Origin of the sequence: Klebsiella sp. GW_Kp182 (assembly GCF_040062275.1) — a bacterium.
Lineage (GTDB): Bacteria > Pseudomonadota > Gammaproteobacteria > Enterobacterales > Enterobacteriaceae > Klebsiella > Klebsiella michiganensis.
In genome coordinates this window covers 217,685-235,325 of the sequence record NZ_JBEAFQ010000007.1, presented here as the reverse complement: position 1 = coordinate 235,325, position 17,641 = coordinate 217,685, and the positions used below count along the sequence as shown (strand labels likewise).

Here is a 17,641-nt window from a genome sequence, read left to right as displayed (position 1 = left end):
ATGACGCGCCAACACTCAATAACATCCCGAGCGTATCTGATGATGGCTGGAGCCTTACTGCTTTTTTCCGGCGGACAGGCGAAGGCCGCTGAAGGAGATACCACCACTATCACCGTCAACGGCACCCTGATCGATGGGCCGCAGTGCGTTATTGACGGTAACAACACCGTAGACGTGAAGTTTGGTGATGATCTGATTACTCGTCTGGTAGACGGAGTGAATTATAAGAAAGAGATTCAATATGGTCTCACCTGTACTGGCCTGAACAGTAATGCCCTCAAACTGACGATTCGAGGGGCTCTGGCGAGTTTTGGCAGCGGTCTTTTGTTGACCAGTAAAGGGGGCCTGGGCATACGGCTGTACAGCGGAAGTGCCGGCACCACGCTCATGACTCCCGGCAATTATGTCAACTTCAATGGCACAGCCAATAAACCCAGGCTGTGGGCCGTACCCGTGGCTCAGAATAACGCCACGCTTACCGCAGGTCCGTTTTTCGGCACAGGCACCATGGTCATTGACTACCAGTGACGCGAGAGGAGAGAGACATAGTGACCCCCATAAATCTGCGTGGCCTGGTGCTTCCCCTTACGTTGTGCTTTGGCACCAGCGCGCTGGCCGACGCAACGGTTAACTTTAGCGGCACCTTAATAGAAGCGCCTCCGTGCGTGGTACATAACAATAACGTTATCACCGTCAACTTTGGCAACGAGGTGATGACCACCCGTATCGACGGGACGCAATACCGGAAGCTGATTGATTTCGATTTAGATTGCTCCATGGCGGTATCGTCAAAACAGAAAGTGCGCATAACGGGGACAGCGGCAAGCTTTGACAGCACGGCGCTGGCGGGAGGTCAAAGCGGGCTGGGCATCGCCCTGTACAATGGTGATACCCGCCTTAACGTTGGCACCTGGCTAAATTTCACCGACCCCAATATCCCCAAGCTTTACGCCGCCCCCATCAAACAAAGCGGAGTGACTCTGAGCGGTGGGCCGTTCAGGGTCATGGCTTCGCTGGTCGTGGAGTATCAGTAAATGGCGCAGGGAAACAACATGATGAAATTGAGCGGATATGCCCCCTTGCTGTTGGTCGGCCTGATGATGACGTCATCTCTTCAGGCGGCAGACCCGGAAAACCTCGAGTTTATCGGCACTCTGGTGACGCCACCGGCTTGCTCAATAAGCGAAGGCGGCCCTGTGTATGTGGATTTCGGTGATGTCCGAATAAAAAAAATCGTGGAGGGAAAATACCGTGAAACCGTTCCACTAACCCTGAAATGTGAAGACAGCACCCTTGCATGGCAGCTGCGGCTTAGCGTACGCGGTAACGCGGCCGGGTTTGATGCCGACAATGCCACCGTGGTGACCCCTGAGCAGGCCAATCTTGGCGTGAAAATCTACCAGAACGGCCAGCCGTTTAAGCTGGGCGAGGCCATCAACATCAATAGCGTGACGCTGCCGAGTATTGAAGCTCTCCTTGTTCAGCGCAACGGGGTGGAGTTGGTGGAAGGATTATTTAGCGCCACCGCAACCCTGCGGGCCGAATACCAGTAACGCTATTTTATGCACAGGAGAGTGCAGGTGAAGAAAAAGCTATTTCAGGCAGCCTTAGCGGCAGCCATGATCGTGCCGGTTTCTGTACCCGTGTACGGTGAAAACTATCGGTGGAAAACGGTCACCGCAGTAAGGTTGGTCCCTTTCGGTACGGGTACTGAGTGGATTATCACCACAGGTGATATTACCGTGAGTTCAGGTAGCGTCAGCCTGGATACACCAGCGAACTTAGGCAGTAATGGCGGGCTTTTGGTTGCAAACGCGCTGACTGCGAATGGCGACTTTTGGGGGACATCGGATGTTGCCACGAGTTATCCTCCGCCCGGCGTCCCGTATAAGGGAACCTGGCGAGAAGTGCTTAACGCGAGCGTCGATAGCGTCAGAAATCAAATTTCCATCCGAAATTACAGTGTCGTGGGAGGCTCTTCCACCGTCTGCTTTGGATACACGCTTCGTGAAGCTAATGGTAACTTTAATTTTTCCGACCTTGTTTATCCGCCGGGAGCCGGTAGCGGTATAAACTGCATGACGGCGCCACCGCTAAACGAGTGGTGCGCCATGTCTGTGCCTCAGGTAACGCTAAGTTTCGGTACGCTAATGCTTGACCAGGCGGCGGGCAAAACGGCTGATAGTACGGTGGGCGTTTCCTGCACGTCTTCCTCGGTGAGCTATGTGTTAAAGCTACAAACAGGCAATACCTATATCCCGCTCAGCAACGGCATGCGTGCCAATCTGGGACTTGGGGCAGCTAACTCAGCGCCGGGTAATACCACCTACTCCGGCTCTCAGTCCTCGCTACGGTTAAGAGGAACGCTGGCTGGGACGCCAACCTCGACCGGCGCCTTCAACGGAACCGGCGTGATGATGGTGGTTTATAACTAATCATGGCCGCCTCGATACCGGTACGCTAAGGAGCACAACCCTGTACGTACCGAAGCGGTCTACACCCGCTCAATCCTTGCCGGCAGCCCCTGACGCACCGCCGCGCCGGAGACCCAGTCCAGCCAGGTATTGCTCACCTCGCGGGTTGGGTCGGCAAATCCCAAATCGTTAAGGTTAATGCCGGCTTTAATCTGCGCCGCGAACGGCATGGGCTCACCGTCGAGGATGTGCCGCGCCGCGCCCATTTCGCGATGCCCGTAGCCGTGTTCAATCGCGATGACGCCGGGCATCACGCCACTTAACAGGCTAATGACGGCTTCAGCCTGGCCGCCGGGCGTGGAAATTCGTACGCGGTCGCCGTGCGCCAGGCCGTAGCGCTGGCCGTCCAGCGGATTCAGCGCCACCAGATTGGTCGGCTTAAGGTGATGCAGGCGCGGGATCACCGTCGAGGCGCTGGCCATGGTATTGGATTTAAACGAGATCAGCTTCAGCGGCCACTGCTGTCGCGGGAAAAGCGCTTCGACAGCGCGTCCGTCGGACAATCTGGCCGGATACCATGCCGGGCAGCCGCTGTAGCGCTCGCCGGTGATGGCGTGGCGGTGGGCGGCAACCTCCGCGTTCCATATTTGCAGCGGTTTTTCCCACAATTGACCGACGCGATTCTCCGCTCGACCGATTGTGTCCGGCGCGAAGCGCCCGCCGCGGGAGTAGACAAAGGCTACCCGGCTCACTTCGTCCGCTTTCAGGGTCTGGTTGATAACCGGCAGAATACGCTGCACCCCGGTCAGCGTCAGATCCTCGCTAATGGCTTCGGCAACCGGCGCGTTACCCAGAAACGCAATGTTCGCGGCCATGCGCAGGTAATAGTCCTCAGCCCGGTGGAGTGGATAGCGGTTACCCTGAGCATCGGTAATGGCGTTTTCGCCAAATCCTGGCAGATTAAGACGCTTCGCCACCGCAATGCAAAATGCTTCCATTGACGCTGGCTCACCGTCAGCGGTTTTTGCGGTGGCGGCAGGGACGACCGGCCAGCGGGCGGTGGTGGCCTTACTGGCGACGCCGGCCCACGGCGCGCTGAATCCCCAGCTTTCGAAATTATGCGTATCCGGAACGATATAGTCGGCCAGAGCGGTGGTTTCATTCATAAAGGCGTCAATGGCGATAAACAGCGGCAGCCGCTGCGGATCCTTTAGTTTCTCTTCCGCAACCGCGCGTAGCCCGGGCACGCCATACAGCGGGTTGGTCATATTGGAAATCCACGCTTTCAGCGGATAGGGGTAGCCTTCGAGCGCCGAGGTCAGCAGCTCGGTCAGCTGTCCGGCGACGAACGGATACCACGGGGCTCTGGCCGGATAGGGGGAGACGCCCGCCGCCGCCTTGCTGCGATACTCTTCGGAGGATTCATACGCGGTTTTGCTGCGCGCGATGCTGAGCCCTTTCGGCTTCACTTTACCGGCAAAGCTCTCCAGGTTGTAACGCGGGCCGTCTGTCGCGCCGTTGAATTTGCCGCCGCCGACAAACACGCCGCCTTCCAGGCTGAGATTACCGATTAGCGCATTAAGCATCATGACCGCCCAGGCGCTGTAAAATCCGTTGCCGGCCATCATGCCGCCGTGGGTAATGACCGCGGCTTTACGACCATGACGGGTAAAGGCATCCGCCAGCGCCGCGATCTTATCTTCCGCGACGCCGCACTGCTGGCTGTACTGTGCCAGGGTGAGCTTTTCAGCGGACTCTTTCAGCAGCTGGAAGCCGCTTTTGACCGTCACGCTGAGCCCGTCCGGCAGGGTTAGCTGGCGCGTTACAAAGAGCGCGCCGCGCGGGCAGCCGCTGGCGGCGACAACGTCACCGCTTTCGTTAACCACCACCGGTTCGCTGGCTCCCTCCGCATTCAGATGAGCAAGGGTTAAATGCTGTCCGGCCAGCTCCGGCTGGTCATCGGTGATGACCAGGTGGGTCGCATTGGTCCAGCTCTTTTCGGCGGCCTGCCGCATCGCTTGCGCGCCCGGTAGCGCCAGGTAATCGGCGTTGTAGCGCCGGTTTTCGATAATCCAGCGAATCATCGCCATTGCCAGCGCCGAATCGCTCCCGGGGATCACCGGCAGCCAGTGCCCGCGATCGTCTGCCATCACCGTGGTGAGCGGCAGCGCCGGCGCGACCACCACATACTGAAAGTCATTGCGCAGGCGGGCGCTGGCGAGCTGCCTGGCCTGGCGTTTAAAGGGGTTGCCTGACTGGGCGGGCGACGTTCCCATAAACAGGGCGAACTCAACGTTATCCCAGTCGGGCTTCACGTGCGGGTTTTTATCCAGATCGCCCATTAAGGCGCCGGAGCCCGCGCGATAGGCCAGCCCGCAGTAGGAACCATGTGCGCCGAAGTTTTTACTGCCGAAGCTGTTCAGCGCAAAACGGCGTAAAAAGGTATCGCGCCCGTCGTCGCTGGTGTTGGTGACCAGTAGCTGGTTGGTTTTTGGGCCGAATCCCGGATGCCGGGGGTCAACGGGGGCGATCGGATCGTGAATCGCGCGCAGACCATCAACGTGCCCCTCGCCAAACAGATCGCCGCCTTCAACCACCTCTTTCACCAGTTGTTCAAAGCTGATGCGCTGCCATTTCCCTTCGCCGCGTTTACCCGCGCGCTTCATCGGCTCAAGGAGCCGCAGCGGGCTATAGAGTCCCTCGAGCTGCGTGGCGCCGCGCGCGCAGGCGGTAGAGCGGGCATCAAGTCCGCTTTCACCCGCCAGCTGCGCCATGGCGGTTGAAAAAGGAATGGAAGAGTTGAGGTGGTGCTCATGAGAAAGCGGGTGATAAGGGTTGCCGGCAATGCGCAGTACCTGGCCTTTCTCGCTATCCACCCGCACCCGAACGCCGCACTGCGTCCAGCAGCCAAAACATTGGGTCATCGAGATAACCTGCCGAGGATTTTGTTGCCAGCCGGTATTTGCATTGGCTTCCGGGATCAGCGCATTAGCGAAAATACGATCGCGGGTCACTTTACCGGATGTACCGCTGAGCAGGCCGTCAAGGGCGCGCTTTGCCACCTCGCGATAGCTCAGGGCGAAAGACGCCAGACCGCCTGCGGCGAGGCCGACTTTGAGCCACTGACGACGGATTAAATTAGCCATGTTGCCTTCTCCTTGCGAGTCCGTTTACGGTTTCACGGACAATAATGAGCAGCGCAATCCACAGGCCGAAGGTGCCAAGGATAGCGAGCCAGCCGTCGGTACCGACCGGCAGGGTATAGGGATTAAACTGGGCATTAAATTTGGGGATGGTTTGCCCCTGAATCAGCAGCGTCCAGCGCATCAGCCAGCTCAGCGCCATGGCGCTGACGGCCAGCAGGGCACGAACGGGCAGCGTCAGTGGATAACGCAGGGCAAGCGCGCAAAAGATCAATGAAATAAGCCAGCATGCCAGCCAGCCGATCGCGTAATGACGAGCTGAAGGCGAAATGACCAGCCACTGACGAATAGCCGAGCCGGAAAGGGTATCACCGCTGACCCAGATCGCCACGATGACGGCCAGCAGCATAAGCGCTGAGAGCTGCCATATCGCCAACTGCCTTTGGCATTGAAAATCATTGCGTACCGCGACAATCAGCAGGGCGAAAAAGGTTTGCAGCGCGCTAAAGAACATCGCCAGCACAAAGGCGTAGCTGAACCAGACCGGGCGGGCCTGAACCACGGAGACTTCGCGTCCGGTGTAAAGCAGCAGCCCCGTCGCGGTAAGCGCGCTGGCCAGCGCCAGCCATTTTGTGACGCTGTCACTTCTATTGCGCAGCAGACCTAACTGCCGTACCGCAAACCACAGGCCCAGAAAGAGGGTGAATAGCGGCAGAAACAGCGCCCCCCAAGGCATCCACGACCAGGGCGTGGGATAGGCGTAAAAGTGCCAGAAGCGGGCGGTTTGATGCAGGTCCGCCGTCAGCGCCAGCGGCGCGGTAATCGCGCAGGTCAGAGCAATCAGCAGCGTCAGCCGTTCCAGCTTCGCATCGTGTCTTTTGCGCCAGTGAAGCAGGCAGCCAAACAGCGCCGCGCAGGCGGCAATGCCGATGAAAAAGAAATACTGCACCGCCCACGGTAGCCAGCTCACCTCCTGCGGACGGGCCAGCACTTCCTCAATGATCATGGTTTGGCTCATTCATACCTCCTGCCAGAGCGCGGGTTGGGCATGTCCCATCAGCGGAGTAACAAACGCCTCGTCCAGTCCGAGATAGAAAACGTGGGGGACGGTACCGTTTTCCGGCTTCAGCACCTTGATGGCGTCATGGTGCAGGGCGAGCGTCTGCGAGATACGGCTTTGACGGTCCTGGATATCGCCGACGATCCGCGCGCCGCCGACGCAGGACTCGACGCAGGCGGGGAGCAGCCCGGCTTCCAGGCGATGAACGCAGAAGGTGCACTTATCGGCGGTTTGTGTCTCATGGTTGATAAAACGCGCGTCATAGGGGCAGGCCTGGACGCAGTAGGCGCAGCCGACGCAGCGGGTGTTATCCACCACCACAATGCCATCCTGGCGCTGAAAGGTGGCCTGCACCGGGCAGACCGGCACGCAGGGCGGGTTATCACAATGGTTGCACAGCCGCGGTAGCAGGACGTTGGTGACCCGATCGCCCAACTGCACCTGATACTGATTGACGTGAGTACGAAACGCCCCCTGCGGCGTCTGATTTTCGATTGCGCAACTGACGGTGCAGGCCTGGCAGCCGATGCAGCGTCGCAGGTCAACCAGCATGGCATAGCGATGACCGGAGGCGCCTTCGCGGCGGGCCGGCGAAAAGGGAAATTTCGCCTCCGCCAGCGGCACCAGAGACGCGCCGGCGGTGAGAACGCCCAGCTGCGCCAGAAACTGTCGTTTACTGCTGTCCATATTTTTCCCTCGCGCAGCAATAACGAAACATTTGTCACGTCATTGTTTTGCATGTGATGAATAAACAATGTTGATGATTTACAGTGTAAAAATCGCGGCGGGGTCAGCTCTATTGTGGTTAACCACATACCCGGCGGGTTGTTGATCTAAAACAACATAATGAACAGGGATAATCGGGTGAGAGCGAAAAAGGTGCAGCGTCTGGCGCTGCTGGTGACGGCGCTCCTGCTGAACAGCAGCGGGTGGGCGGCGTCGTGGAATATCGGCGTTCTGGCCATGCGCGGCGAGGTCTTAACCCGCAGCCACTGGCAGCCGCTGGAGGTGATGCTCAATCAGCAGCTTACGGATCAGCAGTTCCATATTCAGCCGCTCGATCTGCAGCAGATGCAGGAGGCGGTCAATAACGGCTCGGTGCAGTTTGTGGTGACCAATCCGGCGCAGTTTGTCCAGCTGAATAGTCATTCTTCGCTGCGCTGGCTGGCCTCTTTGCGCTCTTCACTCGGGACAAGCAACGTTATCGGCAGCGTCATTTTGACTCGTCGCGACAGCGGTATTTCGTCGCCGGCCGACCTGATCGGCAAAACGGTAGGGGCCATCGATCCTCAGGCCTTCGGCGGCTATTTATTGGGATACAAGGCGCTGAGCGATGCCGGGCTGCGGCCGGAACGCGATCTGCATCTGCGTTTTAGCGGATTCCCCGCGGATGCGCTGATCTATCTGCTGCGTGAACGGGCAGTGCAGGCGGCGATTGTTCCGGTGTGCCTGCTGGAAAAAATGGCTGATGAGGGACTGGTAAATAAAGCCGATTTTACCGCGGTCATCGAGGGGCTGGCGGCGATACCTTGTTTAACCAGTACCCCGCTGTATCCCGACTGGTCGTTTGCCGCGCTGCCGGCGGTGAGCGACGCGCTGGCGGATCGCGTGACCCGCGCCTTGCTCAATGCCCCGGATAACGCCGTCTTTCACTGGGGCGCGCCCGCTTCGACCCGTCAGGTGGAAGCGTTGCTGAGCGAAGTTCAACAGCACCCTCAGCAGCGACGGCTATGGCTGGAGGTGAAAAACTGGCTTATCCAGCACCGGTTAATCATGGGCGGCATCGGGCTGACGCTGCTGTTGCTGACGCTGAATTATATCTGGGTGATGCTGCTGGTGCGGCGGCGCGGCAGGCAGCTTGAACGCAACGCTATCCGGCTGCGCGAGCAGGAGCTGGCGCTGCAAACGGCAAGACAGATGAGCGTATTGGGTGAGATGACCTCAGGCTTTGCCCACGAGTTAAATCAGCCGCTGTCGGCCATCCGCCACTATGCGCAGGGTTGTACGATCCGTTTGCAGAAACAGGATCCGCAGCATCCCTTACTGCCCGCGCTGGGCCACATCGATCAACAGGCTCAGCGCGGGGCGGAAACGCTGCGCAATCTGCGCCATTGGGTCAGCCAGGCGCACGGGGAGCCAGGACGAGCGGAGAACTGGGAACGTATCAGCGTTCGTCAGGCTATTGACCATGTCTGGCAGTGGCTGCGAATGCCGCAGCAGTTTCCCGGGCTGTTGCTCAACAGCGATGTCGATCGCCCGTTAACGCTCGTCTTACCGCCGGTTCTGCTTGAACAGGTGCTGGCGAATCTGATCCTCAATGCGGCGCAGGCCGGGGCGAAGATGCTGTGGATTGATGCCGTTCGCGATGCCGGAGGCGTGAAGATCGTCCTGCAGGATAACGGCGGTGGTATCGCCGGGGCGCAGCTTGCTCAGGCATTCCAGCCGTTTGTGACCAGTCGACAAGAGGGGATGGGGCTTGGGCTGGTTATCTGTCAGCGGCTGGTCCGCTATGTCCGGGGGGAAATAAGCCTGGCAAATCAAACGGCGCCCGATGGACGACCCGGTGTCGCCGTGGAACTGACATTCATGCAACAAGGAGCGCGGAGCGGCAATGGCGATAATTCATCTACTGGATGACGACCTGGCGGTGACCCAGGCATGTGCTTTTTTACTGGAAAGCCTGGGCTACGAGGTGATGTGCTGGGCAGAGGGGGGCGTCTTCCTCGCGCAGGCCGATCTCTTCCGGACCGGCGTTGTCCTGCTGGATATGCGGATGCCGGCGCTGGACGGTCAGGCAGTACATGAGGCGCTGCGTCAGCGCGGCAGCACCCTGGCGGTGGTTTTTCTGACCGGACATGGCGACGTACCTATGGCGGTAGAACAGATGAAACGCGGCGCGGTGGATTTTCTGCAAAAGCCGGTGTCGGTGAAGCCGCTACAAACGGCGCTGGAACACGGCCTGGCGGCCTCAGGCGAGCGGTTTGCGCGGCAAAAGAACGTGGACTGCTATCAGCAGCTAACGCCCAAAGAGCGGGAGCTTGCGCTGCTGGTGGTGAAAGGGCTGATGAATCGGGAGATTGCGGAGATAATGAACATTGCCGTACGCACGGTGGAGGTCCATCGGGCGAGGGTGATGGAAAAGATGCAGGCGGGGAGTCTGGCGGAGTTAGTCAGCATCTTACAGCCGATTATCGCGTGATTTTAATGATTCCGATGAATGAAGCGTGGAGAGCTCCCGGCGGGAACAAAAAACGGCGGTTAATATCAGAACACAAAAATTGGTAGGGAAGATGGAGATGAATGCAATTGCAAATGATATTTATTTTCATTAGTGTTTGCATTCCGTAAGCTACTGTAAAGAAAAATTACATGTCTACCGCATCCCTGAAGCAGGCCGCGCGCCTCGCGCTGGTCATTTCGTTTTCCCTGCATGCTCCCTCCGCCTCGGCTAAGGATTTCACCGAGCGGGAATTCCACGCTCAGGCTCTCGGCCACGGCGTTTACGAGCTGGCCTATGATAACGGCCAGAAGACGCTCTACGCCGCCTCCGCGCCCTCGTTTGATAAAGATAAAACCGCGGGACTGGTCTTTCGACTGGCGGCGGATTCTCTGCGGATTGATGAGAAAATCGTTACCGAACGCCGCGCCTTCGCGCTCTCCCTGGATGAAGAAAATCACATCCTGTATTTGGGTAACGCGCTGGATGGCTCGCTAACGCTTCTGGATGCGCTGACCAATAAGGTGATTAACACTATTCAGCTCAGCGATGATTCAGATCCTGCGAAACAGGCCCACGTCCGCGAAGTGGTGCTGGATAAGCTAAACCAGCGTTTGTATGTGTCAGGGATCGGGCGCAAAGGCCAGGGCCTGCTCTGGGTGGTCGATACCCGCAAGCAGCAGCTGATTGACACGCTGAAGAACATCGACCCCGTAGGGTTTGCCGTTGATGCATCGGGCGAAAAAGTCTATGCGGTCACCGGCAACGGGGAGTTGGCTACCCTGGACGGCAAAACGTCGACGTTAATTTCCCGCGTGAAGGTCGATCCGGCTGACGCTGAGCACTATTTCCTCAATATCGCCCTGAACAGCGCCGCCGGAGTTGGATATATCGCCGATACCAACACCCGCGATGTGCTGGTGGTGCGGCTGGACTCCGGCAAGCTGGTCGATCGTATCGCTTCGCCAAACTCGGTCGCTGTGCTCTATAACGCCAAGCGCGAAGAAATCTACGTGACCCATCGCAACGATCGCTCGATTAGCGTCATCGATGCGCGAACCCATCGTCTCAAGCACACCCTCAAAACGGCGGCGATGCCCAACAGCCTGGTCCTTTCTGCGGATGGCGGAACGCTTTACGCCAGCGTCAAACAGGACGAAAAAAGCGATCGGCCTGACTACGTTCTCAAGATCGATCTCACTCAATTCTAAGGACTTTTTGTGGCGATGAAGACACGCATAGACGTGGCGATGGCGCTCGCCTTCGTCAATCTGCCCGCGGCAGCCTACGCCGCTGATGGCGCAGGGATAAATGAAGAACAGATGGTAGTTACCGCCACGGGATTCAGCCAGGAGAGGCGCGAGGCGCCGGCGACGATCTCGGTGCTCGATGAGAAGGCGCTGAATACCCGTTCCAATCAGAACGTCACGGAAGCGTTGCGCGAGATGCCGGGCGTGCTGGTGGGCAACGGCCACGGCAGCCTGGCGACCGGCGATGTACAGATGCGCGGTATGGATTCGACCTATACCTCGTTTATGGTGAACGGTATCAAGCAGTCTACCCGCGAATCGCGACCTTATGGGCATCACATTGGGTCTGAAGCCGCTTTTATGCCGCCGCTGGCCGCCATTGAGCGGGTGGAGGTGATTCGCGGGCCTATGTCATCGCTGTACGGCTCTGACTCTATCGGCGGTGTGGTCAACGTCATCACCAAAAAGGCGTATAACCTCGAAAAATGGACGGGGGTGCTGGAGGATAATTACTTCCTGCAGGAGAAAAGCGAATACGGCAATACTAACCAGACAAACGCCTTCTTTATGGGGCCCGTCGTACCGGGCAAACTCGGCGTCAGCGTGGGGGCTGACTATCTTGACCGTCGCGATGATGACAGCCCGACCCAAGAACGTTTTGTTAAGCATCAGGCGGGGAATCTGGACGCCACAATTTCTCTTTCGCCAACCGATACCCAGCTCTGGGATCTGAACGCCTCCAAAGGCAATCAGGAGAAAACCCATAACGATAAAGCGTGGTACTGGGGCTTTGACCGCGATGCGGTCTCGCTGTCACAGCATGCCTGGTACGGTGATGACCTGGTGGAGGTGAAGAACTTTATCAGCTACGAAAAGGCCCGTACGGAGTACCGCGTGCCCGGCATGGACTCGCAGTTTATCAAGCAGAATAATTTTGAGGCCAATAGCGCGAACACCTTTACGCTGGCCGATCACAAGCTGACGCTAGGCGTAAACTTCACGCGCAATGAGCTGAATGACACCTTTGGTATTGCGGACAAGCAGGCGCCCGGGGTCACCCCGGTGAGTAAAATCACCCGTCACGGCTGGGCGGTTTTTGCTGAAGACGCGTGGATGATTGTACCGGACTTCACGTTGACCACCTCTGCGCGCCTGGATCATGACAGCTATTTTGGCTATCACGTTACGCCTAAGCTCTACGGCAACTGGACCATTGACGAAAGCTGGGCGCTGAAAGGTGGCGTATCCGCCGGCTATAAAAAACCGGACCTGCGCCAGAACAACGCCGGCTTTACCAGCGTCTACGGCGCTTATCCCTATTCTGAGATTGGTATCGGCAACGACGATCTCAAACCGGAGCAGAGCATCAACACCGAGCTGGGCGTGTACTGGCAGCAGGATGCGCTGGCGCTCGACGCCACGCTTTTTCATACCAAATTTAAAGACAAAATCAGCGACCATACCATCTGTACCGCCTCGGCTACCCGGCAATGCCAATACAACGGCTATACCGCGGATAGCGTGTCGCAATACATTAACGTCGGGGATGCGGAGATCTACGGACTGGAGCTGAACGGCGACTGGCAGGTGACCGCAGCGCTGAAAGCGAACGCCAACTATACCTATACCCACAGTGAACAAAAAAGCGGTGAGTATAAGGGTTATGCGCTTAGCGATTTCCCCAGCAGTATGGCCAACGTTTCGCTGACGTGGAACACCGCTTCCGATCTTGAACTGTGGACCAAGGCGAGCTGGCGCAGCAGATCGCCGGATATCGGCAAGTCCAGCTCAACGGATGCCTATGCGCTGGTAGATCTAGGCGTGCGTTATCGCCTGAGTAAGCACGTCACGCTGATGAGCGGTATCTACAATCTGTTTGATGTGAACCCGGTTTACACTACCGCTTACCGGCAGAAGGCGATGCTGGAAGGGCGACGCTATAATTTCGGCGGCCGCGTGGAGTTCTGAAAATCGTGCAGGGGCCGAATAGCCCCTGCGATAAAATGCAAAAAAAGCTCTCAGGGCCTGAAGTCCAGAACCACATGACTGAATGTCTGATAGGTTTTTTCATCCGGCGCGGGCGGAATTTTGGCTTCTTTCAGCGCGGACATTACCGCCGCGCATAACGCCGGATCGCCGCTTTCGACCGCTGGATTATGCACCGTCCCGTCACGCTGTAGCGTTAAGCGCACCGAGCATTTTTGCCCCTGCCAGGACGCCGGCTGGTCTATTTTCGCGAAGATAGCCCTCTGGACCTGCGTCAGATAGCGTGAGACGTTGGCCTGCGGTGATTGATCTGAACCCGTTTGATAATCGCGAAACATCTTATCCACTTCTGCCGATACCTTCGCGTCTTCGGCGCTATCCGGCACAGAAGCACTACCCGAGCAGGCGGAAAGAAGTAAAGAGAGAGTGCAAATGAGCACCGGGCGGATTTTCTCGGACATGGTAATGCCTCCTTGCTGGTGATGATGCGTTTCTGACGCGAGACGGTTATCCTCTGTTATTCCGCGATATTATTCAAACGCCGATCGCCTGGTATGCGCTTTAAAGTGACACTGTCACTCATTCTTTGCCTTCGCCGCGGGCGGCTACGCCATCCAGTCGCGGATAATGTCTCCGTATAGCTGCTCAGCCTCCTCCAGCCGGCTGAGCAGGCAGTACTCGTCGGTCTGATGGGCCATAGACGGCTCGCCGGGACCGAGAATAATACAGGGTGGATCGCCCAACGCAGGCAGCAGCAGCGAGGCGTCGGTAAAGTAGGGCACCACGCGCGGTTCAATCGGCTTAGCGTGCAGCGGCTGGCAGCGCTGATAAACCTGCTTAATCCACGCATGATCCTCCCGGCTCAGTACGGCGGGCAGGTCGACCAGCGTGGATACCGTGACGCTTTCGCCAAGCAGCGTGGTCAAGCGCTGCCGGATAGTGGCGTGCTGTAAATTGGGCGCGCTGCGGATATCGACATCAAAAAGCGTGCGGTCCGGCACGGAATTAATATTGAGTCCGCCTTCGATGCGTCCGACGTTGAGGGTGGGCTGCTTCATCAGCGGGTGCGCCGCGCCAGGGGAAAAATGCTGAATCTTACCCAGCGCATCCGCCGCAAGATAGATAGCATTTATCCCCAGCTCCGGCATCGCGCCGTGGGCGGTTTTTCCCCGCGTTTCGCAGCGTAGCCAGAGCGCGCCTTTATGGCCGATCGCCGGATAGTTGGCGGTGGGCTCACCGACGATCAGCGCGCCCACGTCCGGCAACGTCGCGGAGGCGATCAACGCCCTTGCGCCGTCGCAGCCGGTCTCTTCTCCGCCGGTAATCAGCAATACCGCGCCGCGTCCGGCGAGGATCTTTTCCCGCTGATGAACGCAGGCGACGGCAAACGCCGCTATCGCCGCTTTCATATCGCTGGACCCGCGGCCATAAAGACGCCCGTCTTCTATCTGCGAGCCGAAAGGATCGTACTGCCACCGGGCATTTCCCAGCGGCACGGTATCCAGATGACCGGTAAAGGCCAGCGGTTTACCGGTCTTCGCCCCGGGCAGCCTGGCGATAAGATTGCAGCGTCCCTCGCCGAACGACGACAGCGAAACCGCAAAACCGCGATCGTTAAGCCAGTCGGCGAAGAACCGCATGCAGTCTGCTTCGCTGCCCGGCGGGTTGATGGTGTTAAAGCCCAGCAGCTGCCGGGCGAGCTCAAGGGTGGCGGCCATCAGCGACGTTCCGTCAGCCAGTCAAGGCAGTTAATCCACAGCTGGCGATAGCCGGGCCATTGAGCAAATTCTTCCGGCAGCCAGTGTGCCGACATATCGCTGGTCCACACCAGCGAGCGACCCTGTTGATACTCGCGAATGGCCAGCAGCGGATGACCGGTACCGGCGACCGTCGCCAGCAGTTTGCCTTCCGGATGCATTTCTACTTCGTTATAGCCCAGCAGCCACGGCCATTCGCCCGGAATATCATTGAACAGGGCGTGGGATTCCGTCACTTCGGCATAGCAACCCTCCGGGGTTTCAATGCGATCGTCCCACGCCAGACAGCGGACCGGCAGAACTTTCTCCACCGCGGTATGGCGATAGCGCGCGCCGCCGTTAATCCCCTGGAAGCTGTAATAGCCACCAATCATCATCAGCGAGCCGCCGCCAGCCACGTAGTCATGCAGCAGCGTCAGACGGTTGGCGGTTCGGCGGCTTTTCAGCCAGGTGTCCGGATGCAGCAGCAGCGTATTGGCGCCAATATCCGAAAGAATAATCGCATCCCACTGCTGCAGCGCTTCCAGCGTCAGCGGAAAGTCTGTCGCCGCCGCGTGGGCGGGCATATAGGTAATGGCGTAGGCACTGTCCGCGAGCGCGGCCAGAAAATCCGTTGCGCCGGTGTGCCAGGTGGCGGTGGCAAACTGGTCGAAGCCTTTAACGTGCGTTGAGGTGCTGGTCCAGGATTCACCGACCAGTAAGATTTTTTTCTGCATTATGACTTTCCTTTTATCCGCCAAAGACCCGTTGGGGATTTCCAATCATCAAGGTTTCAAGCTGTTCGCCGCTGACGCCGTGGCGCCGCAGGCGGGGAACAAAATGCTTGAGTATGTAGCCGTAACCGTGGCCGCCGTAGCGGGTGAGCATGGTTTTCAGGAAGACGTCCTGCGACAGCAGTATTTGCTGGATATAGCCGTCGTCAATCAGTTCGCGAATCGCGCGGGCGTTCTCCTCGTCGGAGGGCGACTGCGCCGACTCGTCGGCGTAGTAATAGCTCATGCCGATCATGTCGTATTCGAGAAACGCCCCGCGCTGCGCCAGCTCCCGCTGGTAGCGCTTATCGGCAAAGCTGGGATTCATATGGCACAGGACGGTATGGCGTAAATCGGCGCCTTCCTGTTCGAGAATATCCAGCACCCGATGGCCCAGCCGCTCCCAGCCGGGCAGATGGACCTCGATCGGCACGCCGGTCGCGGCGCTGGCCCGGCCCGCAGCGCGCAGCGATTTCTCCTCATCCGGCGTAAAGCGGCTCGAGATCCCGATTTCGCCGATGAGCCCGGCGAGCACCTCCGGTTTCTCCTCCGCGCCGCCCAGATCGTAAATCAGCCGTTCGGTCAGCTGTTCGACGCTGCTGGTTCTTACCCACTCGGGGTGCGAAGGTTCCAGATAGAGGCCGGTGCCCATAATAATGTTCAGACCGGTCAGACGGGCGATACGCGCCAGCGCTTTGGGATCGCGGCCAATACCGATATTGGTCGGGTCGACCACCGTTTCTCCGCCAAGGGCGCGATATTTCGTCAGCTCTTCAATCGCGACGTCGACGTCAAACAGCTGGCAGTTATCGCGGCTCATCAGCGGATTCAGCGACAGTTCGCCGAGGTTTTCCATTTTCACCGGCATTTCGGCAAGATGGCGATCGCTACAGCAGCAGGGCGGTACCCATTTGCCGGAGGCATCCAGCAGAATATGTTCATGCATCAGGGTAACCCCCATTTCGCTAATCGGCAGCGGGCCAAGCACCGTCATCACGTAACCGCTGCTGACGCCAAGCGGCAGCGGAGTGGGGTGGCGAAAAATTGATCCTTTCATCAGCTATCCTTTTGCCGCGGAGCGCGTGGGGTTGAGAATGCGGGTGTTCAGCCAGATCGCCAGCAGGATAATGGTGCCGGTGGCTATCTGGGTGTAAAACGGCGAAATATGCGACAGAATCAGCCCGTTCTGAATGACCGCAATCGACAGCGCGCCCAGCAGCGTACCGATAATGGTACCGAAGCCGCCAAACAGGCTGGTACTGCCAAGCACAACGGCAGCAATAACCTGCAGTTCAAAGCCTTCGCCCTGGTTGGAGGAGCCGCTGCCGAGGCGCGCGGTAATGATCATCCCCGCCAGCGCGGCGGCCATCCCGCTGATGATATAGACCTTCATGGTGACCGCTTTGGTATTAATGCCGCTGCGTCGCGCGCCTTCGGCGTTAGCGCCGATAGCGGTCACGTAGCGGCCAAAGCGCATATGATTGAGAACAATATGCCCGATTACCAGAATCATAATGCCGATCAGCGCGGGCATGGGGATACCGACTACCCACGCGCGTCCTATAAAGGTAAACAGGCTGTCAGCCGGAACCGGAATCGAGTAGCCCTGGGTGACCAGCAGCGCGATGCCGCGAACCACGGCCAGGGTGGCGAGCGTGACGATAAACGCCGGAATGCCTTCATAGGCGATAAAGAAGCCGTTGATGGCGCCCACCAATCCGCCGAGCAGCAGGCCGCCGAGCAGTACCACCGGCCACGGCAGCCCCCAGTTATTCAGGGCGATAGCGGAAAGCGCGCCGACCAGCGCGAGGGTGGAGCCCACCGACAGATCGATACCGCCGGTGGTAATGACCAGGGTCATCGCCGTCGCGACAATCAGCAGCGGGGCGCTCTGACGGATGATGTTGAGCCAGTTGGTGCCGGTGAGAAAGTTGCTGGTGATCAGCGAAAACACCACGCAGCAGAAGACGAAAAAGAGCGCGATGCTGACCACGCCGGAGTGGTTATGCAGCAGGCGGCGCGGCAGCGAATGCTGGATCATGCGGGAGCTGCTTAAGTTCAT

At 58.4% G+C, this 17,641-nt stretch carries 16 protein-coding genes; 8 read left to right on the top strand and 8 right to left on the bottom strand.

Translation table 11 applies throughout. The features are described 5' to 3' along the window. From ABLU88_RS09505 to ABLU88_RS09490, 4 genes are read left to right on the top strand one after another with little or no spacing between them, the layout of a single operon-like run. A complete protein-coding gene (locus ABLU88_RS09505) occupies positions 1-528 on the top strand; it encodes a fimbrial protein (protein ID WP_064378023.1) in 528 nt (175 codons plus the stop codon). Positions 529-548: 20 nt separating this feature from the next. Beyond that, positions 549-1,034 (top strand): fimbrial protein, encoded by a 486-nt coding sequence (locus ABLU88_RS09500; protein ID WP_025106313.1) that lies wholly within the window; start codon positions 549-551, stop codon positions 1,032-1,034. Between the two features lie 18 nt (positions 1,035-1,052). Further along, a complete protein-coding gene (locus ABLU88_RS09495) occupies positions 1,053-1,553 on the top strand; it encodes a fimbrial protein (protein WP_025106314.1) in 501 nt (166 codons plus the stop codon). 27 nt (positions 1,554-1,580) lie between these two features. Continuing rightward, positions 1,581-2,435 carry a hypothetical protein gene (locus tag ABLU88_RS09490; RefSeq protein WP_048262843.1) on the top strand — a complete coding sequence of 285 codons (855 nt, stop codon included), beginning with the start codon at positions 1,581-1,583 and terminating at the stop codon, positions 2,433-2,435. A gap of 59 nt (positions 2,436-2,494) precedes the next feature. On the opposite strand, the gene ttrA is transcribed toward ABLU88_RS09490, so the two are convergent. Genes ttrA through ttrB form a run of 3 tightly spaced genes read right to left on the bottom strand, consistent with a single transcriptional unit; the run spans position 2,495 to position 7,304 of the window. Continuing rightward, entirely contained in the window at positions 2,495-5,560 is a 3,066-nt protein-coding gene (ttrA, locus tag ABLU88_RS09485; protein WP_348836398.1) for a tetrathionate reductase subunit TtrA, read from the bottom strand. Beyond that, positions 5,553-6,575 carry a tetrathionate reductase subunit TtrC gene (gene ttrC, locus ABLU88_RS09480; protein WP_025106317.1) on the bottom strand — a complete coding sequence of 341 codons (1,023 nt, stop codon included), beginning with the start codon at positions 6,573-6,575 and terminating at the stop codon, positions 5,553-5,555. The genes ttrA and ttrC overlap by 8 nt, the downstream gene beginning before the upstream one ends. Next, positions 6,576-7,304 carry a tetrathionate reductase subunit TtrB gene (gene ttrB, locus ABLU88_RS09475; RefSeq protein ID WP_025106318.1) on the bottom strand — a complete coding sequence of 243 codons (729 nt, stop codon included), beginning with the start codon at positions 7,302-7,304 and terminating at the stop codon, positions 6,576-6,578. 177 nt (positions 7,305-7,481) lie between these two features. Between ttrB and ttrS the strand changes: the two genes are divergently transcribed. From ttrS to ABLU88_RS09455, 4 genes are all read left to right on the top strand, one after another. Continuing rightward, complete coding sequence (gene ttrS / locus ABLU88_RS09470; protein ID WP_348836397.1) at positions 7,482-9,254, top strand: tetrathionate respiration histidine kinase TtrS; 1,773 nt, start codon at positions 7,482-7,484, stop codon at positions 9,252-9,254. Continuing rightward, positions 9,229-9,816, top strand: a complete 588-nt coding sequence (gene ttrR / locus ABLU88_RS09465; RefSeq protein ID WP_014229406.1) for a tetrathionate respiration response regulator TtrR — start codon at positions 9,229-9,231, stop codon at positions 9,814-9,816. Before ttrS ends, ttrR begins: the two co-directional genes overlap by 26 nt. A gap of 170 nt (positions 9,817-9,986) precedes the next feature. Further along, a complete protein-coding gene (locus ABLU88_RS09460; RefSeq protein ID WP_348836396.1) occupies positions 9,987-11,045 on the top strand; it encodes a YncE family protein in 1,059 nt (352 codons plus the stop codon). 9 nt (positions 11,046-11,054) lie between these two features. Then, positions 11,055-13,052, top strand: a complete 1,998-nt coding sequence (locus tag ABLU88_RS09455) for a TonB-dependent receptor (RefSeq protein ID WP_086073937.1) — start codon at positions 11,055-11,057, stop codon at positions 13,050-13,052. Between the two features lie 50 nt (positions 13,053-13,102). Here the strand turns inward: ABLU88_RS09455 and tolA are convergent, their stop codons facing one another. The 5 genes from tolA to ABLU88_RS09430 all read right to left on the bottom strand — a co-directional run bounded on the left by tolA (position 13,103) and on the right by ABLU88_RS09430 (position 17,641). Beyond that, positions 13,103-13,531 (bottom strand): cell envelope integrity protein TolA, encoded by a 429-nt coding sequence (gene tolA, locus ABLU88_RS09450; protein ID WP_348836395.1) that lies wholly within the window; start codon positions 13,529-13,531, stop codon positions 13,103-13,105. Positions 13,532-13,675: 144 nt separating this feature from the next. Next, positions 13,676-14,788, bottom strand: coding sequence for a M20 family metallopeptidase (locus ABLU88_RS09445; protein ID WP_348836393.1), 1,113 nt, complete (start codon positions 14,786-14,788; stop codon positions 13,676-13,678). Then, positions 14,788-15,543, bottom strand: a complete 756-nt coding sequence (locus ABLU88_RS09440; protein WP_014838512.1) for a glutamine amidotransferase — start codon at positions 15,541-15,543, stop codon at positions 14,788-14,790. Before ABLU88_RS09440 ends, ABLU88_RS09445 begins: the two co-directional genes overlap by 1 nt. Positions 15,544-15,556: 13 nt before the next feature. Beyond that, positions 15,557-16,636, bottom strand: coding sequence for a phosphotriesterase-related protein (locus ABLU88_RS09435; RefSeq protein WP_014229400.1), 1,080 nt, complete (start codon positions 16,634-16,636; stop codon positions 15,557-15,559). 3 nt (positions 16,637-16,639) lie between these two features. Further along, on the bottom strand, positions 16,640-17,641 hold the full coding sequence (locus tag ABLU88_RS09430; protein ID WP_014229399.1) for an ABC transporter permease: 1,002 nt from the start codon (positions 17,639-17,641) through the stop codon (positions 16,640-16,642).

What these genes read in the sequence shown, in the direction of transcription:
- ABLU88_RS09460 (WP_348836396.1), top strand. Translation starts at nt 9,987, where the DNA reads ATGTCTACCGCATCCCTGAAGCAGGCCGCGCGCCTCGCGCTGGTCATT.
- ttrB (WP_025106318.1), bottom strand. Translation starts at nt 7,304, where the DNA reads ATGGACAGCAGTAAACGACAGTTTCTGGCGCAGCTGGGCGTTCTCACC.
- ABLU88_RS09445 (WP_348836393.1), bottom strand. Translation starts at nt 14,788, where the DNA reads ATGGCCGCCACCCTTGAGCTCGCCCGGCAGCTGCTGGGCTTTAACACC.
- ABLU88_RS09435 (WP_014229400.1), bottom strand. Translation starts at nt 16,636, where the DNA reads ATGAAAGGATCAATTTTTCGCCACCCCACTCCGCTGCCGCTTGGCGTC.
- ABLU88_RS09495 (WP_025106314.1), top strand. Translation starts at nt 1,053, where the DNA reads ATGATGAAATTGAGCGGATATGCCCCCTTGCTGTTGGTCGGCCTGATG.
- ttrR (WP_014229406.1), top strand. Translation starts at nt 9,229, where the DNA reads ATGGCGATAATTCATCTACTGGATGACGACCTGGCGGTGACCCAGGCA.
- ttrC (WP_025106317.1), bottom strand. Translation starts at nt 6,575, where the DNA reads ATGAGCCAAACCATGATCATTGAGGAAGTGCTGGCCCGTCCGCAGGAG.
- ABLU88_RS09430 (WP_014229399.1), bottom strand. Translation starts at nt 17,641, where the DNA reads ATGAACTTAAGCAGCTCCCGCATGATCCAGCATTCGCTGCCGCGCCGC.
- ABLU88_RS09505 (WP_064378023.1), top strand. Translation starts at nt 1, where the DNA reads ATGACGCGCCAACACTCAATAACATCCCGAGCGTATCTGATGATGGCT.
- tolA (WP_348836395.1), bottom strand. Translation starts at nt 13,531, where the DNA reads ATGTCCGAGAAAATCCGCCCGGTGCTCATTTGCACTCTCTCTTTACTT.
- ttrA (WP_348836398.1), bottom strand. Translation starts at nt 5,560, where the DNA reads ATGGCTAATTTAATCCGTCGTCAGTGGCTCAAAGTCGGCCTCGCCGCA.
- ABLU88_RS09440 (WP_014838512.1), bottom strand. Translation starts at nt 15,543, where the DNA reads ATGCAGAAAAAAATCTTACTGGTCGGTGAATCCTGGACCAGCACCTCA.